This is a genomic window from Pseudorhodoferax sp. LjRoot39 (assembly GCF_964253035.1).
Classification (GTDB): Bacteria; Pseudomonadota; Gammaproteobacteria; order Burkholderiales; family Burkholderiaceae_C; genus Pseudorhodoferax.
This window is the reverse complement of record NZ_CAXUQL020000001.1, coordinates 424,519-448,638: the sequence shown is the minus strand read 5'-3', so window position 1 is coordinate 448,638 and position 24,120 is coordinate 424,519. Positions and strand designations below refer to the sequence as shown.

General features: G+C 70.9%; 24 protein-coding genes. 8 read left to right on the top strand and 16 right to left on the bottom strand.

Annotated features, from left to right (window positions below; translation table 11 throughout):
• Positions 1-16: 16 nt before the first annotated feature.
• Positions 17-928, bottom strand: coding sequence for a lysylphosphatidylglycerol synthase transmembrane domain-containing protein (locus ACSQ4M_RS02110; protein WP_436188029.1), 912 nt, complete (start codon positions 926-928; stop codon positions 17-19).
• A gap of 4 nt (positions 929-932) precedes the next feature.
• Entirely contained in the window at positions 933-1,952 is a 1,020-nt protein-coding gene (locus tag ACSQ4M_RS02105) for a glycosyltransferase family 2 protein (protein ID WP_436188028.1), read from the bottom strand.
• Positions 1,953-2,073: 121 nt separating this feature from the next.
• Between ACSQ4M_RS02105 and ACSQ4M_RS02100 the strand changes: the two genes are divergently transcribed.
• Positions 2,074-3,543 (top strand): glycosyltransferase family 39 protein, encoded by a 1,470-nt coding sequence (locus ACSQ4M_RS02100; protein WP_436188027.1) that lies wholly within the window; start codon positions 2,074-2,076, stop codon positions 3,541-3,543.
• Here ACSQ4M_RS02100 and ACSQ4M_RS02095 read toward each other — a convergent pair.
• From ACSQ4M_RS02095 to ACSQ4M_RS02080, 4 genes are all read right to left on the bottom strand, one after another.
• Positions 3,525-4,877, bottom strand: coding sequence for an ATP-binding protein (locus ACSQ4M_RS02095; protein ID WP_436188026.1), 1,353 nt, complete (start codon positions 4,875-4,877; stop codon positions 3,525-3,527). The two genes, ACSQ4M_RS02100 and ACSQ4M_RS02095, sit on opposite strands and share 19 nt — an antisense overlap.
• Complete coding sequence (locus ACSQ4M_RS02090) at positions 4,874-5,533, bottom strand: response regulator transcription factor (RefSeq protein WP_436188025.1); 660 nt, start codon at positions 5,531-5,533, stop codon at positions 4,874-4,876. Before ACSQ4M_RS02090 ends, ACSQ4M_RS02095 begins: the two co-directional genes overlap by 4 nt.
• A gap of 48 nt (positions 5,534-5,581) precedes the next feature.
• Positions 5,582-6,754 (bottom strand): glycerophosphodiester phosphodiesterase, encoded by a 1,173-nt coding sequence (locus ACSQ4M_RS02085; RefSeq protein ID WP_436188024.1) that lies wholly within the window; start codon positions 6,752-6,754, stop codon positions 5,582-5,584.
• Between the two features lie 111 nt (positions 6,755-6,865).
• Positions 6,866-7,186: a hypothetical protein gene (locus ACSQ4M_RS02080; protein WP_436188023.1), complete on the bottom strand. Its 321-nt coding sequence runs from the start codon at positions 7,184-7,186 to the stop codon at positions 6,866-6,868.
• Positions 7,187-7,374: 188 nt separating this feature from the next.
• On the opposite strand from ACSQ4M_RS02080, the gene ACSQ4M_RS02075 reads away from it, so the two are divergent.
• Positions 7,375-8,586, top strand: coding sequence for an MFS transporter (locus ACSQ4M_RS02075; protein ID WP_436188022.1), 1,212 nt, complete (start codon positions 7,375-7,377; stop codon positions 8,584-8,586).
• On the opposite strand, the gene ACSQ4M_RS02070 is transcribed toward ACSQ4M_RS02075, so the two are convergent.
• From ACSQ4M_RS02070 to ACSQ4M_RS02060, 3 genes are read right to left on the bottom strand one after another with little or no spacing between them, the layout of a single operon-like run.
• Positions 8,562-9,434: an isocitrate lyase/PEP mutase family protein gene (locus ACSQ4M_RS02070; protein WP_436188021.1), complete on the bottom strand. Its 873-nt coding sequence runs from the start codon at positions 9,432-9,434 to the stop codon at positions 8,562-8,564. The two genes, ACSQ4M_RS02075 and ACSQ4M_RS02070, sit on opposite strands and share 25 nt — an antisense overlap.
• The gene (locus ACSQ4M_RS02065; RefSeq protein WP_436188020.1) at positions 9,431-10,390 is read right to left on the bottom strand and encodes a tripartite tricarboxylate transporter substrate binding protein; all 960 of its coding nucleotides are present in this window, start codon (positions 10,388-10,390) and stop codon (positions 9,431-9,433) included. Before ACSQ4M_RS02065 ends, ACSQ4M_RS02070 begins: the two co-directional genes overlap by 4 nt.
• 34 nt (positions 10,391-10,424) lie before the next feature.
• A complete protein-coding gene (locus ACSQ4M_RS02060; RefSeq protein ID WP_436188019.1) occupies positions 10,425-11,543 on the bottom strand; it encodes a TauD/TfdA family dioxygenase in 1,119 nt (372 codons plus the stop codon).
• A gap of 87 nt (positions 11,544-11,630) precedes the next feature.
• Here ACSQ4M_RS02060 and ACSQ4M_RS02055 point away from each other — a divergent pair, with 87 nt between their 5' ends.
• Complete coding sequence (locus ACSQ4M_RS02055) at positions 11,631-12,512, top strand: LysR family transcriptional regulator (RefSeq protein ID WP_436188018.1); 882 nt, start codon at positions 11,631-11,633, stop codon at positions 12,510-12,512.
• Positions 12,513-12,532: 20 nt separating this feature from the next.
• On the opposite strand, the gene ACSQ4M_RS02050 is transcribed toward ACSQ4M_RS02055, so the two are convergent.
• Positions 12,533-13,711, bottom strand: coding sequence for an acyl-CoA dehydrogenase family protein (locus ACSQ4M_RS02050; protein ID WP_436188017.1), 1,179 nt, complete (start codon positions 13,709-13,711; stop codon positions 12,533-12,535).
• 168 nt (positions 13,712-13,879) lie between these two features.
• Between ACSQ4M_RS02050 and ACSQ4M_RS02045 the strand changes: the two genes are divergently transcribed.
• On the top strand, positions 13,880-14,380 hold the full coding sequence (locus ACSQ4M_RS02045; RefSeq protein WP_436188016.1) for a TspO/MBR family protein: 501 nt from the start codon (positions 13,880-13,882) through the stop codon (positions 14,378-14,380).
• A 3-nt stretch (positions 14,381-14,383) separates the two neighbouring features.
• Here the strand turns inward: ACSQ4M_RS02045 and ACSQ4M_RS02040 are convergent, their stop codons facing one another.
• The 5 genes from ACSQ4M_RS02040 to ACSQ4M_RS02020 all read right to left on the bottom strand — a co-directional run bounded on the left by ACSQ4M_RS02040 (position 14,384) and on the right by ACSQ4M_RS02020 (position 19,106).
• Positions 14,384-15,367: a tripartite tricarboxylate transporter substrate binding protein gene (locus tag ACSQ4M_RS02040; protein WP_436188015.1), complete on the bottom strand. Its 984-nt coding sequence runs from the start codon at positions 15,365-15,367 to the stop codon at positions 14,384-14,386.
• Positions 15,368-15,462: 95 nt separating this feature from the next.
• Positions 15,463-15,891 carry a VOC family protein gene (locus ACSQ4M_RS02035; protein ID WP_436188014.1) on the bottom strand — a complete coding sequence of 143 codons (429 nt, stop codon included), beginning with the start codon at positions 15,889-15,891 and terminating at the stop codon, positions 15,463-15,465.
• Between the two features lie 86 nt (positions 15,892-15,977).
• A complete protein-coding gene (locus ACSQ4M_RS02030; RefSeq protein ID WP_436188013.1) occupies positions 15,978-17,480 on the bottom strand; it encodes a tripartite tricarboxylate transporter permease in 1,503 nt (500 codons plus the stop codon).
• A gap of 1 nt (position 17,481) precedes the next feature.
• Entirely contained in the window at positions 17,482-17,997 is a 516-nt protein-coding gene (locus tag ACSQ4M_RS02025; RefSeq protein ID WP_436188012.1) for a tripartite tricarboxylate transporter TctB family protein, read from the bottom strand.
• A 149-nt stretch (positions 17,998-18,146) separates the two neighbouring features.
• On the bottom strand, positions 18,147-19,106 hold the full coding sequence (locus ACSQ4M_RS02020) for a Bug family tripartite tricarboxylate transporter substrate binding protein (protein ID WP_436188011.1): 960 nt from the start codon (positions 19,104-19,106) through the stop codon (positions 18,147-18,149).
• Between the two features lie 130 nt (positions 19,107-19,236).
• Here ACSQ4M_RS02020 and ACSQ4M_RS02015 point away from each other — a divergent pair, with 130 nt between their 5' ends.
• Both ACSQ4M_RS02015 and ACSQ4M_RS02010 read left to right on the top strand, forming a co-directional pair.
• Complete coding sequence (locus ACSQ4M_RS02015; protein ID WP_436188010.1) at positions 19,237-19,902, top strand: response regulator; 666 nt, start codon at positions 19,237-19,239, stop codon at positions 19,900-19,902.
• The gene (locus ACSQ4M_RS02010; protein ID WP_436188009.1) at positions 19,902-21,305 is read left to right on the top strand and encodes a sensor histidine kinase; all 1,404 of its coding nucleotides are present in this window, start codon (positions 19,902-19,904) and stop codon (positions 21,303-21,305) included. Before ACSQ4M_RS02015 ends, ACSQ4M_RS02010 begins: the two co-directional genes overlap by 1 nt.
• Positions 21,306-21,331: 26 nt before the next feature.
• Here the strand turns inward: ACSQ4M_RS02010 and ACSQ4M_RS02005 are convergent, their stop codons facing one another.
• On the bottom strand, positions 21,332-21,703 hold the full coding sequence (locus ACSQ4M_RS02005) for a PilZ domain-containing protein (RefSeq protein ID WP_436188008.1): 372 nt from the start codon (positions 21,701-21,703) through the stop codon (positions 21,332-21,334).
• Between the two features lie 153 nt (positions 21,704-21,856).
• Here ACSQ4M_RS02005 and otnI point away from each other — a divergent pair, with 153 nt between their 5' ends.
• Both otnI and ACSQ4M_RS01995 read left to right on the top strand, forming a co-directional pair.
• Entirely contained in the window at positions 21,857-22,648 is a 792-nt protein-coding gene (gene otnI, locus ACSQ4M_RS02000; RefSeq protein WP_436188007.1) for a 2-oxo-tetronate isomerase, read from the top strand.
• A gap of 138 nt (positions 22,649-22,786) precedes the next feature.
• Positions 22,787-24,013, top strand: a complete 1,227-nt coding sequence (locus ACSQ4M_RS01995; RefSeq protein ID WP_436188006.1) for a glycosyltransferase — start codon at positions 22,787-22,789, stop codon at positions 24,011-24,013.
• Positions 24,014-24,120 lie beyond the last annotated feature (107 nt).

The window sequence follows — 24,120 nt, the reverse complement described above, 5'->3', positions numbered from 1 at the left end:
CATTGTGCGGCCGGCTTCAGCGCTCGGTGCGCCGCTGCAGCAGCGTCAGCCCCAGGCCGGCCAGCGCCTGCACCAGCCCGAGCACGCCGTACAGCAGGGAGACCGCCACCGCGGGCGCAGCCGCCACGCCGAACGGCGCCAGGCTCAGCGCGGCAGCGGCCTCGCGCGTGCCCCAGCCGCCGAAGCTGACCGGCAGCGCGGCCATCAGAAAGGTCGGGGCGGCCGCGATGGCATAGGTCCAGTACGGCAGCTGCAGGCCCAGTGCCTGGCCACAGCAGGCCAGGGCACCGACCGACAGCAGCTGCACCAGCGCCGACTGCAGCAACTGGCGGCCGAACTCGCCGGCGGTGTCCGTGCGCTGCGCCAGCACGGCGGCGCGGCCTGGCCGGGGCGCGCGCTGCAGGCCCCAGAGCAGCGCCGCCGGCAGGGCCAGCAGCAGCACCGCGGCCACGGCCGGCAGCGCCACGCTGAAGGCCGGCAGGCCCCAGCCGACCAGTGCCGCCTGCGCGCCGCCGTGCCAGGCCCAGGCGGCCGTCGCGGCCGCCAGCACCCACAGCATCCACAGGCCGCTGAGCCGGTCCAGCAGCACCGACAAACCGGCGGCCCAGGTCTCCATGCCGCCGCGGCGCAGCGCCACGGCGCGGAACACGTCGCCGCCGACCACGGCACCCGGCAACAGCGCGCTCAGCGCCATGGCCTGGAAATACAGCCGCAGCGCGCGCCCGAGCGCCAGGCCATGGCCCAGCCAGCGCACCAGCGAACGCCAGCGCCAGGCCGAGACCAGGTTGGACGCGACCGCGCTGGCCAGCGCCGCCGCCAGCCAGCCGGGGTGGGCCTGGCGCAGCTGGCGCGCCACGTCGCCGAGGTCGACGAACCACAGCACGCCCAGCAGCAGGACGGGCGCGAGCGCGATGCGCAGCCAGGCCATCGGCTCAGCGGGCCGCGTCGGGGGTCTCGGGGTCTTCGCGCAGGTGGTACTGCTTGCCGCCACCGCCCTCGTAGTAGATGCGCATCATGACCTCGCCGATCAGCCCGGCGACGACCAGCTGCATCCCCACCAGCACCAGCATCACGCCGGCCAGCAGCAGCGGGCGGCCGCCGATGGCCTCGCCGGCCAGCTTCTGCGCGAACAGCCAGGCCAGGATCAGCGTGCCCGGCGTGGCCAGCCACAGGCCCAGGCCGCCGAAGGCGTGCAGCGGGCGCTGGCGGTAGCGCAGGAAGAACAGCACCAGCACCAGGTCGAGCACGACGCGGAAGGTGCGGTCGATGCCGTACTTGGACTTGCCCTTGGCGCGTGCATGGTGGCGCACGGGCACCTCGGCGATGCGCGCGCCGGCGTCGTGCGCCAGCAGCGGCAGGAAGCGGTGCAGTTCGCCATAGAGCCGGATGCGGTCGACGATGGGCCGGCGGTAGGCCTTCAGTGCGCAGCCGTAGTCGTGCAACTGCAGGCCCGTGGTGCGTGAGATCAGCCGGTTGGCCAGCATCGACGGCAGCTTGCGCGACAAGGCCTTGTCCTGGCGGTTCTGGCGCCAGCCCGACAGGGAGTCCAGTTCGGGCTCGGCGTCCAGCCGGTCCAGCAGCGCGGGGATGTCCAGCGGATCGTTCTGCAGGTCGGCGTCCAGCGTCACCACGTAGCTGCCCTGCACGCGGTCGAAGCCGGCCTGCAACGCGCACGACTGGCCGTAGTTGCGCGCCAGGCAGACCGGGCGCAACCACGGCCGCGTGTGGGCCAGCTGGCGCAGCAGCGCGGGCGTGCCGTCGCGCGAGCCGTCGTCCACGGCGATCAGTTCGAAGCTGCGGCCGCTGGCCTGCATGGCCTCGCCCACGCGTGCGACCAGGTCGGACACGCTCTCGGCCTCGTTGAACATCGGCACGACGATGGACACCTGCGGCGGCTGCGGTGCGGTGGCGGAGTGCAGGAGCGTGGGATCGGGCAAAGGGACGGTGGACATCGTGATGGGGGCTGCATTCTGGGGACGGGCGCGACCGCCGGCGCCATGGCCGGCCGCCCCGGTGGGCTTTGGTGCGGGCGGGGGCCGCTATCATCGCGCGCGAATTCGAGCTTCCCCCACGATGGCCGGCACCCCCCCTGCGCTTGCGCGCGCACGCATTCTCCCCGCAACGGCCATGCCGCCCTGGGGCTGGCTGCTGCTTTATTTCGCGGCCCATGTGCTGGGCCGCGTGCTGGTCTCTCCGGCGCTCGAGCTCGACGAGGCCGAGCAGGCGGTGTGGACCCAGCACCTGCAATGGGGTTACGGCGCCCAGCCGCCGCTGTACACCTGGCTGCAATGGGTGGTGTTCCAGGTGCTGGGCGTGTCGGTGTTCACGCTGTCGCTGCTCAAGAACGCGCTGCTGGCGTCGGCCTATGTCTGCGTCTGGCTGGCCTGCCGCATGCTGATGCCCGCAAGCCTTGCCGCGGTGGCGGCGGCCAGCATGCTGCTGATGCCGCAGATCGGCTGGGAGGCCTCGCGCGACCTCACGCACTCGGTGCTGCTGACCACCGTGTCCGCGGCCACGCTGGCGGTGGTGATGGCGTTGCTGCACCGCCCCCGGCCGGGGCTGTACCTGCTGACCGGCTTCGTCGCGGGCCTGGGCATGCTGACCAAGTACAGCTATGTGGGCTTTCTCGCGGTGCTGCTGCTGGCCCTGCTGGCCGGGCGCGACACGCGCGCCGTGCTGCGCAGCCGCTGGACGCTGCTGGCCGTGGCCGTGGCCGCGCTGATGGTCGTGCCGCATGGCCTGTGGGTGCTGCAGCACTGGAACCAGGCGATCGAATCCACGGCCGGCAAGCTGACAGGCAAGGTGCCGGTCGGTTTCGTCCACGGGCTGTGGCTGGGCCTGTCCAGCCTGGTGCTGGCGGTGCTGGCGTTCGCCGGCCCCTGGGCCCTGACGCTGGGCCTGGTGTTCGGCCGCGATGCGTTGCGGGCCTGGTCGCGCTGGTGGCGGCCGGCCGCGCCGCCGGATGGCGCTGGCGTGGACATGCAGGCACTGTGGCGGCGCTATTTCCTGGCGCTGGGCTTGCTGTTCCTGGCGATGACGGTCTTCGGCGAGGTCACGCGCTTCAAGGACCGCTGGATGATGCCCTTCCTGTTCCTGCTGCCGGTGGCCTTCTTCGGCTGCGCACCGGAACTGGCCGGGCATGCCCGGCTGCCGCGGCTGCGCCGCGTGATCGCCACCGTGGCGGTGCTGGTGCTGGTGTTGCTGACGGCGCGTGTGCCCTACAACGCCCTGCGCGACAAGCCCGACGAGCTCAACCAGCCCGTGCGCGAGCTGGCCCAGGCGCTGCGCGCGCGCGGCTATGCGGGCAGCGGCACCATTGTGTCGAACGACCGCACGCTGGCCGGTGCGCTGCGGGTGCAGTTCCCGCGCGCGCACGTCGAGGTCGACGACGGCGACGGTCGCCTGCCGGCGGAGCGCCCGCTGCTGTGGGTCGAGCCGCTGACGGACGCGCTGCCGACGCGGCCGCAGGACCTGGTGCTGCCCTACCACTTCTCCGGCTCGGGCGACGCGCCCGCGCGCTACCGCTACGCGCTGCTGCCCTGACGGGGCGGGAAGTCCAGCAGCACCGCCAGCCCCCTGCCGTCCAGCCCGTCCGCGAAGTGCAGACGGGCGCCATGCAGCGCCGCGGTGCGCGCGACGATGGACAGGCCCAGGCCGTTGCCGGCCTGGCCCGAGCCCAGCACACGGAAGAAGCGCTCGCCCAGGCGCGCGCGGTCGGCCAGTGCCACGCCGGGGCCGTCGTCGGCCACGCCCAGGCGCACGCCGCCATCGGGCCGCGGTGTGGCGCTCAGGTGCACGCGGCCGCCGGGGCGGCCGTAGCGCACGGCGTTGTCCAGCAGGCTGCGCAGCGCGCTGGCCAGCAGCGCCGGCTCGGCCTGCAGTGCGGCAGCGTCCACGGCCTGCGTGACGGTGATGCCGCGGGCCTGGGCGGGGCTGCGGTCCAGGCTGTCGAACAGTGCGGCCAGGTCCACGCGCTGGCGTGCCGGCGCGGCCTGTGCCGGGTCGAGCCGGGCCAGCGCGAGCAGGCTTTCGACGAGTGCCGTGCAGCGGTCCACGTCCTCGCGCAGCGCGCGCAGCGGTTCGGCCGGGCCGGCCTGCTGGCGTTCGAGCAGTTGCACGCGCATGCGCAGCGCGGCCAGCGGCGTGCGCAGTTCATGCGCGGCGTCGGCCGTGAAGCGGCGTTCGGATTCCAGTGCCTGGCCGAGCCGTCCCAGCAGCGCGTTCAGCGCGTCGAGGATGGGCCGCAGCTCGCGCGGCTGGCCGGCATCGGCCACGGGCGAGAGGTCCTGCGGCGACTTGGCGGCGATGCCGGCGGCCGTGCGCTCCAGCGGTGCCAGCTGGCGCCGGATCGCCAGCCAGCAGACCGTGCCCAGCAGCACGAGCAGCCCCAGCATGGGCCAGGCCAGCTTCTCGGCCATCTCCTCCAGCAGGTCCGCGCGCTCCTTCCAGGGCTGGCCGACCTGGGCCGTGAGGCCGCTGCGCGCATCGCGTTCGACATAGACGCGCCAGTAGCTGCCGTCGATCCACACGTTGGCGTGGAAGTCGCGCCGCCTGGCGTCGCGCACGAACGGCTGCGCGGGCGCATCCTCGGCACGGCTGCGCACGCGGCCGTCGGCATCGACCAACTGGTAGTACAGCTTGAGCCGGCTCTCGCCCGCGAGCGCGCTGCCGGCGCGCGGCGTGGCGCTGCGCTGCTGCGGATCGGTGCCCAGCGCCAGGGCCAGCCGGGCGGTCTCTTCGAGGGCCTCGTCGAACACCTCGCTGGACTCGTGCCAGGCCACGCCGACCACGATGGCCAGGCTCACCAGCCAGGCCGTGACGCTGGCACCCAGCACCCAGGCCAGCAGCCGGCGCCGCAGCGAATAAGAAGCCTTCACGGTGTGGCCAGCCCGTAGCCCTGGTTGCGCACCGTGGTGATGAAGCCGCTGCCCAGCTTCTTGCGCAGGTTGTAGATGTGCACCTCGATGGTGTTGCTCTCCACCTCCTCGCCCCAGCCGTACAGCGCTTCCTCCAGCTGCGCGCGCGAGAGGATCTGGCCGGGCCGGCGCATCAGCGCGCGCAGCACGGCGAACTCGCGCGCGGTGAGCGCCAGCGGCGCGCCGTCCAGCAGCACGCGCTTGGCCGCGGTGTCCAGCACCACAGGGCCGTGGCGCAGCTCGGTGGAGACCTGGCGTGCCTCGCGCCGCAGCAACGCGCGGATGCGGGCCGAGAGTTCCTCCAGGTCGAATGGCTTGACCAGGTAGTCGTCGGCGCCCAGGTCCAGGCCCTGCACGCGGTCGGGCAGGGTGTCGCGCGCGGTGATCACGATGACGGGCACCAGCACGCCACGCTGGCGTAGCGCGGCCAGCACTGCGTCGCCGTCCAGGCCGGGCAGGCCGCGGTCGAGCAGCAGGCACTGGTAGTCGTGCGTGGCCAGCGCGGCGGCGGCCTGGTCGCCGCGCTGCAGCCAGTCCACGGCATAGCCGTCCAGCTGCAGCCAGGACTGCAGCGAGCTGCCGAGCGAGGGGTCGTCTTCGAGGAGCAGGATGCGCACAGCCGCGAGGCTACACCCTGCAGCTGAGGCGAATCTGATGCGTCCCGTTCAGCGGGCCTTGAGGGCGGTGTCCGGGAAGTCGCTGAACAGCCCGTCCACGCCCGCGGCGTAGAAGCGCTTGTACTCGTTGACCGGGTCGCCCTTGTCGTCCGAGGGCAGGCCGGTCACTTCGTTGCGGAAGGTGTAGGGCACGACCATGAGGCCGGCCGCGTGGGCGTTCTTGATCACGTCGGTGGTGGGCATGACCACGCGGTCGCGCTCGTCGATCTTGCCGTCGCCGTTGAGGTCGTCGGGCTGGCCGTCGTTGTTGGCGTCGACCTGCTTGGTCGGGATCAGGTAGGGCTTCCAGGGGCCGATGATGTCGGCGTAGGTCTTGATCTCGTTGAGGCCCGCGGGCGTCAGCATGGTGGCGAAGGTGCGCGGGTCGCCGGCCACCGCGAAGTCGTAGGGCTTGTCGTAGGGCGCGACCAGTTGCATCACACCGTTCTTGTCGACCGAGTCGCCGTCGATGAGTTGCACCAGCCGGATCTGGGTCTTCGTGCGCAGGTACTTGAGGTTGGACACCTCGAACGACTGCACCACCACGGGCGAACTCTTCTGCGTGTAGCCGTACGTGGCCAGCAGTTCGAGCAGGCGGTCTTCCAGCTTCAGGCCCAGGTTCACGTGGAAGGTCGGGTGCTTGGTCTCGGGGATCACGCCCACGGTGCGGCCCAGCCGCGTGCTCTCGTTCTTGGCCAGGTCCAGCACCTCCTGCAGCGTGGGGATGCGGAACTGCTGGTTGTAGTTCTGGTCGCGCGCGGCGTTGGCCTGCTTGGCGAACAGGGTCTTGAGCTCGGCCAGCGTGAAGTCGGACGCGAACCAGCCTTCCTCGGACACGCCGTCGACCACCTTGGTGGTCTTGCGGTCGGCGAACTCGGCACGCGTGGAGACGTCGGTGGTGTTGGTGATGTTGGGCTCGTGGCGCGCGACGAGCACGCCGTCCTTGGTGGCCACGAGGTCGGGCTCGATGAAGTCAGCGCCCATGTCGATGGCGAGCTGGTACGACGCCAAGGTGTGTTCGGGCCGGTAGCCGCTGGCGCCGCGGTGGCCCACCACCAGGGGCTTGTCTCCGTTCAGCGTGGGGTAGTCGTCATCGTCGCCGCCACAGGCGACGAGCAAGGTGCATACGGCCAGCGAGGCCAGGGTGGCGCGCATGAAAGGGCGCTGGGGCAGCGGCTGCATCTTCGTTCCTCCTTGTTGTTGGGCGGCGAGTCTCCGCAGCCACTATGACAAGGCCGTGAAGCGAACGGCAGCGCATTTGCAAGGAGTTGTGACGCGCTGGGGCGCCGGACCTCAGATGTCCACCGGCACCTTGAGCCTGGCCACCGGCACCAGACCCTGGTCGCCGTCTTCGTAGACGATGTAGACGGCGCTGGAGACGCGGCTCCAGCAGGCGGTGTAGCGCTGGCCCTGTAGCGTGGCCGATGCGGTGCGGAACAGGGCGCGCTCGGCCGGGGCGATGCGCTGGAGCACGGCCGCGTTGCTGCAGGCCGCATCGGTCAAACGGATCGAATCCTGGCCTTCGTTGACGACCAGGTCCTGCGCCTGGGCGCCTGCGCCTGCCAGGCCGACCACGGCCGCGAACAGCACGGGAAGGGAAGCGGTGTGTCGCATGGTGTCCTCCGGTGGTGCGCGGCGGGCTGTCGCGCCATGGATTCATTCTGGTCGGCACGGACCGCAGCGCTGTAGGACGCGGCGCGTTGTGCGGCACGCCGTTGGCGAAGCCCGGTGTCCGACGCCGCGCATGGGCCGGCACGGCGGCCGACTTGGGGCAACATCGGCGGCTTCGCCTGCCACCCACGATGCCTGTTCTTCCCGCCGCTTCCGTCCGTCCGGTCTGGCTCACCGCCAACCTCGTCGCGCAACTGGCCCTGGGCCTGTTGGCCATGACCATCTGCCTGCCCTCCATGCAGCAGTGGCCGGCCGAGTTCGGCGCCAGCCAGGCCCAGGTGCAGCTGGGCTTTGGCGGCTACGTGGCGGCCTACGGCGTGTTCCAGCTGGTCTACGGCGCGGTGTCCGACCGCATCGGCCGCAAGCCCGTGCTGCTGGCCGGCCTGGTGCTGGCGCTGCTGGGCTCGCTGGCCGCGGCGCTGGCGCCCAGCCTCGCGGTGCTCAACCTCGCGCGCACCGTGCAGGGTGCGGGCTGCGCGGCCGGCATGGTGATCGGCCGGGCCATGGTGCAGGATCTCTTCACGGGCTCCGAGCGCACGCGCGTGATGGCCTTCATCGGCATGATGATGGGCCTGTGCCCGCCCACGGCCATGCTGCTGGGCGGGCAGGTGCATGCGCGCTGGGGCTGGCAGGCCAATTTCCTGCTGATCGCCTTGCTGGCTGCGGGGCTGCTGGTGGCGGCCTGGCGCTGGCTGCCGGCCACGCCGCCGCCCGTGCAGGCCCGGGGCGCCAGCGTGGCCACGCTGCTGGGCGGCTATGCGCGGCTGGCACGCGAGCGCTCCTTCGTGCTGTACGTGGGCATCCTCGCGATGACGGCCGGCACCTTCTATACCTTTCTGGGCGGCGCGCCGCTGGTGCTGGCCAGCTACGGCGTGGGGCCGCAGCAGATGGGCCTGTACATCATGACGCCGCCGGTGGCCTATGTGGTCGGCAACCTGCTCACGCAACGGCTGCTGCATGCGGGCCGCAGCGACCGCTTCCTCATGAACCTGGGCCAGGCCGTCACGCTGAGCGGCCTGGTCACGGTGCTGGTGCTGGGCCTGGCCGGCCTGCACCATCCGCTGGCGCTGTCGCTGCCCATGCTGGCCATGGGCATCGGCCATGGCCTGCTGCTGCCGCCCACGCTGATCGGCACGGTGGGCCTGGTGCCGGCGCTGGCCGGATCGGCCGCGGCGGTGGCCGGGCTCATGCAGCAGCTGACTGGCGCCGTGGGTGGCTTCGCCGTGAGCCTGGTGCCCATGGACGGGCCGGTTTGGCTGGGCGTGCTGATGCTGGGCTGGGCCGGTGGCGGGCTGCTGGCCCAGGCGCTGCTGCTGCGTCAGCGGGCGCCGGGGTCGGCGTAGGCCTGGCCCTGCGCCAGCAGTTCGGGCGTGCCGATCACGCCGTTGAGCTGGTCGAAGTCCAGCATGCGCTCACGCAGCGCAGCCGTGCTGCCGTCGGCCTTGAGCCGGGTGAAGTACAGCTGCAGGCCGGCCGCGACGAAGCGCGCAGTGCCGCCCGGGAAGATGGCGATGCGAAAGCCGATCTCGCCGAGTTCGCCGGCACTGCCGATCGGCGTCTGCCCGCCTTCGACCATGTTGGCGAGCATGGGCGTGCGGCCGGCGAAACGCGCGCAGGCCTGCTGCATCTGTTCGCGCGAGCGCAGCGCCTCGATGAACAGCGCGTCCACGCCGCATGCCAGGTAGGCTTCGGCACGCTCGAACGCGGCGTCCAGGCCCTCGACCGCCACGGCATCGGTGCGCGCCAGGATCAGCGTCTCGCGCGAACGGCGTGCGTCCAGCGCCGCATGCAGCTTGCCCTGCATTTCGGCGCAGGACACCAGCGACTTGCCGGCCAAGTGGCCGCAGCGCTTGGGAAAGTCCTGGTCTTCGAGCTGGACCATGGCGGCACCGGCGCGCTCGAAGTCGCGCACCGTGCGCTGCACATTGAGTGCATTGCCGTAGCCGGTGTCGCCATCGACGATGACGGGAAGACGCACGCGGTCGGTGATGCGCGCCAGCACGTTGGCCGTCTCGCTGGCCGTTGTCAGGCCGATGTCGGAGCGGCCGAGCTGGCTGTAGGCCACGGCGCCGCCCGACAGGTACAGCGCCTCGAAGCCGGCCTGCTCGGCCAGCAGCGCGGTCAGCGCGTCGTAGACGCCGGGGACCAGCAGCGGCCGGGGCTCGGCCAGGCGTTCGCGCAGCGTCGTCATTCGGCTTTGGCGCCAGTGGCGTTGACGATCTTGGCCCAGCGCGGGATCTCGCTCTGCACGAAGGCGCCGAACTCGGCCTGGCCGCGCGCCATCGCGATCAGGCCCTCGTGGCGGAAGCGCTCGCGCAGCGCTGGCGACTGCAGCGCGGCCTGCACCGCCTGCGCCAGGCGCTGGGTCTCGGCCGCGTCCATGCCCGCCGGGCCGAACAGGCCGTACCAAGAGCTGAAGTCGAAGCCCGGCAGCGTCTCGGCGATGGTGGGCACCTGCGGGAACTCGGCCACGCGCTGCAGGCTGGTCACGGCCAAGGCCTTGACCTTGCCGGCCTTGAGCAGCTGCTGCACGCTGGCCACGCCCGAGATCACGAGCTCGATCTGCCCGGCCACGACCTCCTGCAGCGCCGGCCCCGTTCCCTTGTAGGGCACGCTGGTGATCTGCAGGCCGGCGTCGAGCTTGAGCACCTCGCCGGCCAGGTGGTTGGAGCTGCCCAGGCCGGCGATCGCGATGTTGAGCTTGCCCGGCTTGGCCTTGGCCAGCGCGACGAGTTCGGGCAGCGTGTTGGCCGGCAGCGACGGGTGTGCGACCAGGATGCCCGGCAGCGAAGCCACGCCCGCGATGGGCGTGAAGTCGCGCACCGTGTCGAACGGCAGCTTGTCGTACAGCGAGGGGTTGATGACGTGGCTGGTGTAGCTCAGCAGCAGCGTGGCGCCGTCGGGCTGGGCCTTGGCCACGGCCTGGGCCGCAATGTTGCCGGCCGCACCCGGCCCGTTGTCCACGATGAACTGGCGGCCCATGCGCGTGCTGAGTTCCTGTGCCAGCGCACGCGCCACGATGTCGGTGCCGCCGCCCGGTGTGGCGCCAACCAGCAGCCGGGTCACGGCAGGCTGGGCCTGCAGGCCCGTGGTGGTGGACAGGGCCAGCACGCCGCCCAGGGCGCCCAGCAGTTCGCGTCGTTGCATGTCTCGTACTCCGTGGAATCGTTGTCGCTGTGCTTCAGGCGCTGGCGGTGTCGCGCGTGACCAGGGGGCGCCAGGGCCGCCAGGCCATGCCCAGATCGGCCGCCTGGCGTTCCTCGTAGGCCAGGAACTCGGCCGTGATGGCGCTGCCGCGCACGCCGCCGCGCACGCTGCCGGCGCGGCGGTCGCCGTAGTACTCCTCCCATTTCGGCGGCAGCGGCTGCGAGGACGGCACGGCCAGCCACAGGCGCAGCAGGTGGCGCTTGCGGTCGGGCGTGTCGAAGTCCTCGAACGGCGTGCGCGAGTGCAGCGTCACGTAGTTGTTGAGCAGTTGCAGGTCGCCCTGCTCCAGTTCCATCGAGTAGCAGAGCTTGTCGCTGGGCATGAGCTGGTCCAGCAGGTCGAGCACCTCGCGTTGGGCGGCCGTGAGGCGCGGCACCTCGTCGAAGTCGCGCTGCGCGGCGTCGGTGTTCTTGCGGTTGGTGCGGGCGCAGAACCAGTCGGGGTCGTCGCCGACGATGGGGCAGCGGTAGTAGGGCGGCTGCACCGGATCCTGCGTGCCCTGGTAGCTGTGGTACCAGTCCTGCTGCAGCACGGGCACCAGGTCGGGCCGCAGCCGGCCCACCGCATCGCGCAGCGCGATCGAGCTGATCACCTTGCTGGTGCCGCCGCTCTTGGCGGTGCGCCGGCACAGCAGGGCGACCACGTCGCAGGAGTCCTGGTGGAAGTCCAGCCCGGCGTTGGTGTTGTAGCCGCGGCCGCCCTTGACCTTGTAATCGGCGCCGGTGTCGCGCACGTCGTTGATGATCTCGCTGGCGCGGTTCTGCGTGCGCGCCGTGCCCATGTGCAGGCCCATGCCCCAGTAGGCCAGACGGGTCTGCGCCTCGGTCCAGCGGTCCACGCCGAAGCCCTTGAGCAGGCACATGCCCCAGCGGCCCTGGGTGGTGGCGATGGCGCGCTCCAGCACAGCGCGCGAGGCCGCAGGCAGTGGGAAGTCGGCCCGCGTCATGGCCAACAAGGGCTTGGCGGCGGTCTCGGCATGGGCCAGCGCGGTGTCGAAGCCGGCGGCCTCTTCGGGCGTCATGCGGATGGTCCAGGACAGGTCCTGCGCGGCGTCGTGCGCCAACCAGGCGCTCGGCTTGTTCTCTTGGCTCATGCGGTCTCCAGTAGGGATGGCCAAGTCTAGGTTTGAGCATCGTCAAGAAAAAGCGATGATTCTTGAATTGGAACGTCAAGGAATTTGATGAAGATCGAAGCCTTCTCCACGCTCGATGCAGTGTTGCGCACGGGCAGCTTCGCCGGTGCCGCGGCCGCGATGAACCTCACGCCAAGTGCTGTCAGCATGCAGATGAAACAGCTCGAGCAGTACCTGGGGCAGCCGCTGTTCGACCGTTCCGGTCCACAGGTGCGCCCGCGCGTGGCGGCGTTCGATGTCGCCGCCGCCATGCGCGGCGGGCTGCAGCGGCTCGACGGCCTGCGCCGGCGCCCCGGCATCGAGATCGAAGGCGTGCTGCGCCTGGGCGTGATCGAGTCGCTGCTGCCTTCGTTGTTGCCCGGCACGCTGTCGGCGTTGCGCGCGCAGCACCCGCGGCTGGCGGTGCGGCCGGTGCGCGGGCGCAGCGCCACGCTGATCGCAGGCGTCAAGGCCGGCCAGATCGATGCGGCCGTGGTGGCCATGCCGGCCAAGGGCGGCAGCGAACAGCTGCGCTGGTGGCCGCTGGCGCGGCGCGAGCTGGTCTTGATCGCGCCGCCGGATGCCACCGAGTCCAGTGCCACGGCCCTGCTGCGCCGGCACGACTGGATCCGTTACGACCGCAACACCGTCACCGGTGCGATGGCCGCCCGCCATGTGCTGTCGCTGGTGCCCGACAAGCGCGGCGTGCTGGAGCTGGATTCGGCACCGGCCATCGTCGCCATGGTCAGCGGCGGCCTGGGCGTGGCCATCATCCACCTGCTGGACGGCACGCTGCTCACGGCCTATCCGGTGCGCGTGCTGCGGCTGGGGCGTAGTGCGCCGGTGCTGGAGCTCACGCTGGTGACGCGCAAGGCGGCCGACGACGACCGCGGCCTGGCGGTGCTGCGCGAGCGGCTGGTCGAGCAGCTGAAGGCGACGGCACGGCCGTAGCCGCCCGCAGACGGGTCAGCTCAGCGCAGGCCGCGCCGCGCGATGGTCTTGGCCATGCTCCAGCGGTGCACCTCGCTCGGGCCGTCGTAGACGCGGAAGGCGCGCATGTCGCGGAAGATGCGCGCGACGATGGTCTCGTCCGAGACGCCGCTGGCGCCCAGGATCTGCACCGAGCGGTCGACCACGCGCCACTCGGCCTCGGAGCACAGCACCTTGGCCACGCTGGATTCGTGGCGGCCCTTGTGGCCCTGGTCCAGCACCCAGGCGCAGTGCCAGATCGCCAGCCGCGCGCTGTGCAGGTCCATCTCGTTGTCGGCCAGCATGAAGCCCACGCCCTCGTGCTCCACGAGCGGCTGGCCGAAGGCCTGGCGCGTCTTGGCGTACTCGCTCGCCACCTCATGGGCACGGCGCGCCTGGCCCAGCCAGCGCATGCAGTGCGTGAGCCGTGCGGGCGCCAGCCGGATCTGCGCGTAGCGAAAGCCCTGGCCCAGTTCGCCCAGCACGTCGGTGGCCGGCACGCGCAGGCCGTCGAAGCGCACCACGCCGTGGCCGCCCGTGAAGCAGCTGTCCAGCGCATCGATCTGGCGCTCGATCACGATCTCCTTTTGCGCCATGTCGGCCAGGAACATGGTGGCGCTGCCGTCCTCCATGCGCGCCATGATGATGGCGAAGCCCGCACCGGTGGCGCCCGTGATGAACCACTTGGTGCCGGTGATCACGTAGTGGTCGCCCTCTTCATCGCGGTTCAGCACGGCCAGGGTCTGCATCATCGACGGGTCGGAGCCGGCGCCCGGGGGCGGCTCGGTCATGCAGAAGCACGAGCGCACGTGGCCGTCGATCAGCGGCTGCAGCCAGCGCGTTTTCTGCGCGGGCGTGGCCACCACTTCCATGAGGTGCACGTTGCCCTCGTCGGGCGCGTGGATGTTGAGCGCGACGGGCCCCAGCGGCGAGTAGCCGGCTTCCTCGAACACGATGGCCTTGTCCACGTGCGACAGGCCCAGGCCGCCATGCTCCTTGGAGGCATGCGGTGTCAGCAGGCCGGCGCGCCGGGCGCGCGCCACGAGCTCGTCGCGCAGTGCCTCGTGCGGGCCGTGGTGGTCCTGGCGCGGGTCTTTCTCCAGCGGAATCACCTCTTCGGCGATGAAGCGGCGCGTGCGCTCCTGCAGATCCTGTTGAAGCGGGGAGAGGCTGAAATCCATGGATTCTTGGCGTGGTGGAACAGTGAGGCGCGAGCCTAGCGCAGCGTTTCGCGGCGGCCGTGTCACCTTCGCTACCCGGCGGCGGCGCGGCTGTCGCTTCGGCGGCAGGCCCTTGTCGCGCGCGTGTGGCCTACAGACGCGCACGCGTGCACCGGGCACCATGGCGCAATGCCGCTTCCTCCACCCCCGACCGCGCGCACCCGACACCCCTGGCTGGGACTGCTGGGCTGGCTGCTGCTGTGTTTTTCCGTCGCCGCGCTGGGCGCGTTCGCATCGCGTGGCGCGCCGGCCTTCTATGCGCAGCTCGAGCAGCCGGCCTGGGCACCGCCGGCCAGCGTGTTCGGCCCGGTCTGGACGCTGCTCTATCTGATGATGGCCGTGGCGGCCTGGCAGGTCTGGCGCCTGCGCGGCTGGTGCGTGCCGCTGCTGTTGTTCCTCGTGCAGCTGGCGGCCAACGGCCTGTGGAGCTGGCTGTTCTTCGGCTGGCGGCTGGGCGGGCCGGCCTTCGCCGACATTGTGCTGCTGTGGGCGCTGCTGGCTGCCACGCTGGCCGGCTTCTGGCGCGTGCGCCGCAGCGCCGGCCTGCTGCTGCTGCCCTACCTGGCCTGGGTCACGTTCGCGGCCGCGCTGAACTGGGCCGTCTGGCAACGCAACCCGGGCCTGCTGTAGGCCCTACTTCTTGACGTCGATCTTCGCCAGGATGCCCTTGAACATCTCGCGGTCCGCGAGGATCTGCTGCAGGAACACGTCGCCTTCGGCATACGCGTAGCCCAGGTTGCTGCGCTCCAGCGTCTCGCGGAAGGCCGGCTCGGCAGCGGCCTTGCGGGCCATGGTGCGCAGCCTGGCCACCACCTCGTCGGGCGTGCCCTTGGGCACGGCCAGGCCGCGCCAGGCGCCCACCGTGAGGTCGATGCTGCGCTCCTTGAGCGTGGGCGTGTTCGCGAACAGGCCGGGCATGCGCGCATCGGCCATGGTGGCCAGCACGCGCAGCTTGCCGGCGGCCACGTGCTGCGCTACCTCGCCGGGGCTCACGGTCACGGCGTCGAGATGGCCGCCCAGCAGGCTCAGCACGGCCGGGTTGCCGCCCTGGTAGGGGATGTGCGTGAAGCGCGTGCCGGTCTTCTCCTCGAGCGCGAGTGCAGCCACGTGCCAGGCGTCGCCAGTGCCGGCATTGCCCACGCGGATCTTCTCGGGCGCCTGCTTGGCGGCGGCGAGGAACTCCTCGATGCTCTTCCACGGCGCGTCGGCAGCGACGGTGATGGCCGAGGGGTCGTTGTTGAGCCGCGCGATGAAGGTGTAGTCCTCCACGACCACCTTGGTCAGGTTCAGCGCGGGCAGGATCGCCAGGTTCACGCTGATGACGCCCATCTTGTAGCCGTCCTTCTTGGCCAGCGCCACGTCGGTGAAGCCGATGGAGCTGGCTGCGCCGGGCTTGTTGACGACCACGATGGGTTGGGCGAAATGGGTGCGCGCAGCCTCGGCGAAGGTGCGCGCGACGGCGTCGGTGCCGCCGCCGGCGGCAGCCGAGACCACGAGTTCGACGGGCTTGCTTGGGTAGTCCTGTGCGAGGACCGGAAGGGCCAATGAAAGGGCCGCACTGCTTGCCAGGACCAGCAGCAGATGGCGCCGCGCGGGCGCCCCAGAGAAATGGATCATGAAACCTTCAGCGATGCACTGGCATGGTGCCAGCGGGCTGCGAGTGTCAGCGCTGAGGTACGGTATGTAAGTCCGTAGGAACCCGCAGTTGCTGTCTAGAAGGTGACGACCACCGAGGGCACGTTGCGCTGCGCCTCACCGTGGAATACCGCCTCGATGTTGTTGCCGTCCGGGTCGAGTACGAAGGCGCCGTAGTAGCCCGGGTGGTAGGGGCGCTCGCCGGGGCCGCCGTTGTCGCGGCCGCCATGGGCCAGTGCCGCCTTGTGGAAGGCGTCGACGGTGGCGCGGTCCTTGGCCTGGAAGGCCAGGTGGTGGCGTCCTGTCAGCTCGCCCTGGGCGGCCTCGCTGCTGGCGGTCGAGACGAACAGCTCGTCGGCCCAGAAGTAGTCGTCGGCCGTGCCGCCCAACGGGATCTCCAGCACCGCGAACACGGCGGTGTAGAAGCGCCGGCTGGCTTCGAGGTCGCGCACCACCAGCTGGATGTGGTCGATCAGCCGGCCCCGGTGCAGTTGATTGGTCTCCATTGCGCGCTCCTTGAAAAATGCAAAAGCCGGCAGCGTACGCCCGCCAGGGGGCATGCTGCCGGCTTTTCCGTAGGTCTGGCGGGGCTTCAGGCCGCCTTGCGCCGCCCCATCCACTGCACCGCGCGGGGCAGGATCAGCACGGCCAGCACCACGACCAGCAGCGCGAGCGACATGGGCCGCTGCAGGAACACCATGGCGCTGCCTTCGCCGATGGACATCGCGTTGCGTAGCTGCGCCTCGGCCAGCGGCCCCAGGATCATGCCGACCACCACCGGCGCGGTGGGGAAGGCGTAGCGCCGCATGAGCACGCCCAAGAGGCCGATGCCGAACAGCAGGAACAGGTCGAACGCGCTCTGGCGCATGCCGTAGGCGCCCACGGTGGAGAAGATCAGGATGCCGGCGTACAGCTGCGGCTTGGGGATCTTCAAGAGCTTGACCCACAGGCCCACCATCGGCAGGTTCAGCACCAGCAGCATGACGTTGCCGATGTACAGCGAGGCGATCAGCGCCCAGACCAGCGCGGCCGAGGTGGTGAACAGCTGCGGGCCGGGCTGGATGCCGTAGTTCTGGAACGCGCCGAGCAGGATGGCCGTGGTGTTGCTGGTCGGGATGCCCAGCGTGAGCAGCGGGATCAGCGCGGCCGTCACGGTGGCGTTGTTGGCGGCCTCGGGGCCGGCCACGCCTTCGATGGCGCCCTTGGTGCCGAACTCGGCCTTGTCGGCCGGGTCCTTGGCCAGCTTCTTCTCGGCGGCGTAGGACAGGAAGGTCGGGATCTCGGTGCCGCCGGCCGGGATGCAGCCGAACGGCGTGCCGATGGCCGTGCCGCGCAGCCAGGCCGGCACGGAGCGCTTCCAGTCGCGCGCCGTCATGTGCACGCGGCTGAGCTTGTTCTGCGACTCGGCCACCTTGCCTTCGTACAGCACGGCGTAGAGCACCTCGGCCACCGCGAACAGGCCGACTGCCACCAGCACGATCTCGATGCCGTCCAGCAGCTCGGGGATGTTGCCCACGTAGCGGCCCTGGCCCGAGATCTGGTCCAGCCCCACGCAGCCGATCGCCAGGCCGATGAACAGCGCCGTCATGCCGCGCAGCGTGCTCTGCCCCAGCACCGCGCTGACAGTGGTGAAGGCCAGCAGCATCAGCATGAAGTACTCGGGCGGGCCGAGCTTGACCGCGAACTCGGCCACGCCGGGCGCGAACAGCGTCACGATGACGGTGGCGATGGTGCCGGCCACGAACGAGCCGATGGCCGCCGTCGCCAGCGCGGCGCCGGCACGCCCGTTCTTGGCCATCTTGTTGCCCTCCATCGCCGTGACCATGGAGGCGGTCTCGCCCGGCGTGTTGAGCAGGATGGAGGTGGTGGAGCCGCCGTACATCGCACCGTAGTAGATGCCGGCGAAGAAGATCATCGAGGCCGTGACCTCGACCTTGCCCGTGATGGGCAGCAGCATGGCCACGGCCACGGCCGGGCCGATGCCGGGCAGCACGCCGACCGCGGTGCCGAGCGCGCAGCCGACCAGGCACCACAGCAGGTTGCTGACGGTGATGGCCTGGCTGAAGCCCTGCATCAATGCGTTGAAGATGTCCATGTCAGAACCACCCCGTCTCGGTCAGGCCCGGCAGGTTGATGGCCAGGAACTTGGTGAACATCCAGTACACCGGTGCCGAGATCAGCAGGCCGGTGACGAGGTCCGTCGCCCAGGTGCGTGCGTTGCCCGCAAGCGCCTGGCCGGCCGCACGGCGCAGGCCCTGAACGGCCAGCACGTAGCACAGCGTGCAGCCCAGGATGAAACCCAGGTGCTCGATCACCGCGGCGTTGAGAAGCAGCCCGGCCGAGACCCAGACCAGGCCGCTCCAGTTCGGCGGCGGCAGGTCGGCCTCGTCGCCCATGTCGCGAAAGCCGCCGCTGCGCGCCTCCCAGAGCAGGAAGGCGCCGCACAGCGTCAGCGCGCCCGCGCACAGCAGGGGCAGGAAGTTGGGGCCCACGCCGCCGTAGCCGGCGTCCGACGAAATGCCCAGCGCGCCCCAGCCCATGGCCAGGCCGGTCAGCAGCACGCCCAGGGCGACCAGGGTCTGCGGGCCCTTGTTGGAAGAAGAATCTGTCATGCGTTAACTCCAGAGGCATGGCGCCATGGGCATGGCGCGACCGAGGCCAGGGCACCCGCGGAACGGGCTTTGCCCGGCCGCTGGGTGCGCCCCCGCGAGGGGGGATCGGACGGCCACGAAGTGAAGCCGTCCAAACGGGGGCGGGCTGGTTACACCATGCCCGACTTGGCCATGATGGCGCGCAGCGAGGCGAACTCGTCGTCGACGAACTTGTCGAACTCCGGGCCGGTCAGCACGGCCGACGTCCAGTCGTTCTTCTTGACCGCCTCCTGCCAGGAGGCGCTCTTCACCGCGGTCAGCACCATGTCGGTCAGCGCCTTGCGCTGCGGCGCCGACAGGCCCGGCGCGCCGTAGACGCCGCGCCAGTTGCCGATCACCACGTCGATGCCCTGCTCCTTGAGCGTGGGCACGTTGACGCCGGGCAGGCGCTGCTCGGAGGTGACGCCGATCGCGCGCATCTTGCCGTCGGCGATGTAGGGCGCGAACTCGCTCATGCCGCTGCCGCCGATGCTCACGTTGCCACCCAGGATGGCCGCCGTGGCCTCGCCACCGCCACGGAAGGCGACGTAGTTGATCTTGGACGGGTCGACGCCGACGCGGCTGGCGATCATGGCCGCGGCGATGTGTTCGGTGGCGCCGCGCGAGCCGCCGCCCCACTTGACGCTGCCGGGGTCCTTCTTGAGTTGCGCGACCACGTCGGCCATGGTCTTGAACGGTGAGTTGGCCGGCAGCACGAACACGTTGTATTCGCTGATCAGGCGGGCGATCGGCGTGGCCTGCGACAGGTTCACGGGCGGCTTGCCGGTGATGATGCCGCCCAGCATCACGGCACCCATGACCATCAGCGCGTTGGCGTCGTTTTTGGAGCCGTTGATGAACTGGGCCAGGCCCAGCGCACCGGCCGCGCCGCCCTTGTTGTCGAAGCTCACGGTGTCGGCGGCCTTGGAATCCATGAGCGCCTTGCCAAGCGCGCGGCCCGTGATGTCCCAGCCGCCGCCCGGATTCGCCGGGATCAGCATCTTGACGTTGGGCGCGGCCAGCGCGTGCAGGGGCAGGGCGCCGGTGGCGGCGAGGGCGGCGATGGACTTGAGGAAGGTGTCGCGGCGCATGCTTGCGTCTCCTTGGTGTGTGTGAAAGAAGCGGCCCGCCATGGACTGACGGGAGCCTGACGGCGTGGCTATGATGCGCCGCCCTCCTGTCAGTTGGCTGTCCGCCAGCCTGGGGTAAATACCGAGAACCATGAAGCTGCTGCTCGTCGAAGACGATCCCGCGATGCAGGCCACGCTGCAGCGTGCGCTGGGCCGCAAGCAGATCGACGTGCGCGTCTGCGGTGATGGTGCTGCGGCCCTCGCGCAATGGCAGGCGCTGGAGCCAGACGTGGTGGCGCTGGACCTGAGCCTGCCCGGCCGCGATGGTCTGCAGGTGCTGGCCGAGGCGCGCGCCGCCGGCCTGCGCACGCCCGTGCTGCTGCTGACCGCGCGCGGCACCGTGGGCGACCGCGTGCTGGGCCTGAACGCCGGTGCCGACGACTACCTGCCCAAGCCCTTCGACCTGGATGAACTCGAAGCGCGGCTGCGCGCGCTGCGCCGGCGCCAGGGCGGCGTGGACGAACCCGTGCCCGAGGTTGGCGCACTGCGGCTGGACCCGACCAGCGGCGCGATCTACCTGCGCGGCGAGGTGCTGGAACTCACGCCGCGCGAGGCCGCGCTGCTGCGCGCGCTGATGGCCAAACCCGGCCACGCCGTGGCCAAGGAGCGGCTGTTTGTACTTGTGTTTCCGGGCGAGGCCGAGGTGCAGGCCGAGGCCATCGAGGTCGTGGCCTACCGGTTGCGCAAGAAGCTGGCCGGCAGCGGCGCAAGCCTGGTCACCTTGCGCGGCCTGGGTTACCTGCTCAAGCCCGATTGATGGCCCGCACCTCGCTGCGCTTTCGGCTGCTGCTGGGGCTCTTGCTGCCGCTCACGCTGTTCATCGTGCTCAACAGCATCAGCGTCTACCGCCAAGCGCTGGCGGCTGCCACCACGGCCTACGACCGCACGCTGCTGGCCTCGGCCAAGACCATCGGCGAGCAGCTCGACGTGCGGGGCTACGACGAGCTGGCCGAGCTGCGCGCCACCGTGCCGTTCTCGGCGCTGGAGGCCTTCGAGGCCGACAACCAGAGCCGCATGTACTACCGCGTCTCGCGCAGCGACGGCGAGATGGTCTCCGGCTTCGCCGAGCTGCCGTTCTGGCGCGGCAGTCTGCCGGCGCGACCGCCCTATGCGGCGTTGGTGGACTTCTACGACGACCACTTCCGCAACCTGCCCGTGCGCGTGGCCGTGCTGCTGCAGCCGGTGGCCAGCGCCCACGGCCGCGGCATGGCGGTGGTGCAGGTGGCCGAGACACTGGAGCTGCGCGAGACGCTGGCGCGCCGGCTGCTGCTGGACATGCTGTGGCGCCAACTGCTGCTGCTGGCCGTGGTGGCCGGCGCCACCGTGTTCGTGGTGCAGCGCGCCACGCGGCCAGTGCGCGCGCTGGGCCAGGCCATCGAGGCGCGCGCGGCCGACGACCTGTCGCCGATCCAGGCGCCCGATGCGCCGCGCGAGCTGGCGCCGCTCATCGACGCGATGACCGCCGTCATGGACCGGCTGCAGCGCCTGCTGGACCACCAGAAGCGCTTCGTGCGCGATGCGGCGCACCAGCTGCGCACGCCGCTGGCCGTGCTCAAGACCCAGGTGCAATCGGCCCGGCGCGGCGACGCACCGGCGCCGCAGGCCCTGGACGAGATCGGCGCCACCGTGGAGCGCGCCACCGTGCTGGCCAACCAGATGCTGTCGCTGGCCAAGGTCGAGCAGCTGCGCCAGCGGCCCGAATTCGAACGCATCGACCTGGCCGAGGCGGTGCGCGACGTGGCGCTGGACCTGTCACCGCTGCTGGCCGACAAGGGCCTGGATTTCGCGCTCGAGGTGCAGCCCACGCCGGTGCGGGCGCACCGCTGGATGCTGCAGGAACTCACGCGCAACCTGCTGCACAACGCCATCCGCCTGAGTCCGCCCGGGGCAGCGCTGCTGGTGCAGGTGCGGCCGCAGGCCGGGTCGGCGCTGCTGCGCGTGGCCGACGACGGGCCGGGCATCTCGGCCGAACTGCGCCAGCGCCTGTTCACGCCCTTCGCGGCGGGCGACGTGGCGCGTGGCTCGGGCTTGGGCCTGGCGATCTGCCGCGAGATCGTGCAGACGCTGGAGGGCGAGATCGCGCTGGACAACCGGCTCGCCGCGGACGGGCAGGTGCTGGGGCTGGACGCCGTGGTGCGCCTGCCGCAAGCACCCGCGTAGACGCCGGGCGCGAGTTCGCCGCGTGCTCAGGCGCGGGCCGTGGCGACGGCGCGCAGCCGGTCGCGGCCCTCTGCGTCCTGCGGCAGGAAGGCCATGCCGATGCGGAAGTCACCCGGCGCCGTATAGGACGAGTACACCGCCTTGACCTCCAGCTTGAGCCCCTCTTCGTCGGGCCTGGGGCGCAGCAGCAGCGTGCAGCGCGAGCCCGGCGTGATCGGCCGGTCGGTGGACAGCGAGAGGCCCTCGGCGCTGAGATCCACAGTCGTGCCCCGGCGTTCGTTGCCGCCGGAGACCAGGATGGTGACTGGCCAGCGCAGCGCGTTGCGAGGCTGCAGTCGACGGCTGGGCTGGCCCGCGAAGGGGCCGGACAGGATGGACGATGGGCGGTGTTCTTGCATTGCGGCGGCAGGGCGGGCCCTTGGCGCAGCCAGTGCGTGGCCGTGAGGGCGGTCCGTCCTGGGGCGCCATTATGCGGTGCAGCGCCGCCGCTGTTAAGCCGAGGCCGGCCAGTGGTACAAGACGCGCGCCACGATTTCCATTGGAGACACCCTATGCCCCGCTTCGCCGCCAACCTCAGCATGATGTACAACGAGCACGATTTCCTGGAGCGCTTCGCGGCAGCGGCGCGGGACGGCTTTCGCGGCGTCGAGTTCCTGTTCCCCTATGAATTCGCGGCCGACGAGATCGCCGCGCGGCTGCACGGGGCCGGCCTGTCGCAGGTGCTGTTCAATGCGCCACCCGGCGACTTCGCGGCGGGCGAGCGCGGCATCGCCGCATTGCCGGGCCGCGAGCAGGAATTCCGCAGCGGCTTCGCGCGCGCGCTGGCCTATGCCGAGGCGCTGCAATGCCCGCACCTGCACGTGATGGCGGGCCTGGTGGCGCCCGACGCTGACCGCGCACGCATGCACGACACCTATTGCGCCAACCTGTCCTGGGCCGCGGACGAGGCGCACGCGGCCGGCCGCACCGTGTTGATCGAGCCCATCAACGGTCGCGACATGCCGGGCTACTTCCTGCAGCGCCAGGACCAGGCCCATGCCGTCGTCGAAGCCGTGGGCGGCGCCGGCCTGGCGGTGCAGATGGACCTGTACCACTGTCAGATCGTCGAAGGCGACCTGGAGACCAAGCTGCGCCGCTACCTGCCGACCGGGCGTGTGGGCCACATCCAGATCGCTGGCGTGCCGGCGCGCCACGAACCCGACACGGGCGAGCTGGACTATCCCCACCTTTTCAGGGTGCTGGACGCGCTGGACTACACAGGATGGGTTGGCTGCGAATACCGGCCAGCCGCCGGAACCAGCGCGGGCCTGGGCTGGCTGCGTGCGCTGAGCCCGCAGCGGTAGCACGTCACACAAGCCGGTTTTAGTGCCGCGCACTTCTTGTGCGCTCTGCATGCAATGCATACATTCCATTCAATGTAACAACATGAAACCGGAGTGGATGCCATGGCCATACCAGCAGCTCTCGTGGGGAGCGATACCGTGCACAGGCGGCCTGCCTGGATCACCGAGCGGCGCCGGCCGCGCGTTCTTCTGGCCTGGGAACATGGCCGCAACTTCGGGCGTCTGTCGCGGTTGCTGGCCGTCGCGCGCATGGTGGAGCAACAAGGCGGCGAGCCGGTCTGGGTGGTACCGCGCAGCCAGCACAGCGCGCCGGCGCTCGTCGCGCTGTCGCAGCGCCGGGAAGAGGCACCCGTGCTGGAACAACAAACCTTCGGCCCGGACTTCCGCGCCGACTCCTTCGCCGACGTGCTGCTGGCCAGCGGCTTCGACGATGCCGGCCGGCTGCTCGCGGCCGTCGAGGGCTGGGCCCGTCTCATCGATGTGCTGGCGCCCGAATGCGTGGTGCTGGACTATGCGCCGGCCGCGCAGCTGACCAGCCAGCTGCTGGGCCTGCCCGCCTTCCAGATCACCAACGGTTTCGACGCGCCACCGCCCGATTGCCCACCCTACGCAGGTGTGCGCGCCGCATCGCCGCTGGGCCAGCGCACGGCCGAGCGCGTGGCGCGGCTGTCGGACACGATCGCCCAGGTCGGACAGCGCTTCGGCGGTCCGCATGCGAGTTCGCTGCCCCTCATCCTGCGCCACCCGCGTCGGGTGTTCGAGTGCATTCCCGAAACCGACCCCTATGGCCCGCGCCATGAGGGCCTGTGGGTAGGCCCCTTGGCCAGCCACCACGAGACCGTCGACGCGCCCTGGCCGGAAAGCTGGCAGCGCCGCCGCGTGTTCGCGCACCTGCGCAATGGTGCCGGTGCCAGCGCGCTGCTGGACGAGCTGCGACTGTCGGATGCGGTCACGCTGTGCGTCTGGCGCGACGCGCCGGACGAGATGCTGGCGCGCTACCGCCACACATCGGTGCGCGTGCTGCGCCAACCCTTGCACCTGGGCCGCGTGCTGGCGGATGCCGACGCCGTCATCAACCATGGCTCGACCGCGCTGGTCAGCCACTGCCTGCTGGCGGGCAAGCCGCAGCTGATCCTGCCGTCCGATTTCGAGAAGCTCAAGGTGGCACAGCGCGTGGCAGCCTGCGGCGCTGCCGCGCTCTGGAATCCGGCCGAATGCAGTGCGCGCGAGGCGCTGCGGCGTTTGCTGCACGCGCCGGCCCTGGGCGAGGCCGCGCGCACCATTGCGGCGCGCTACACGCCCGACTGGTTCGCCGCGAACCGCAACCGCTTCGCGCGCGACCTGATCGGCCGCGTGGCGGTCTAGCCCGGATCTTTCGTGAACGCGATGCCTATTGCTGCCGCGAGGGCTGCATGAGGTCGATTCGAGGGGGCAGCGAGCCGATCCGCGGTGCTTCGGGCTAAACAGGGCTA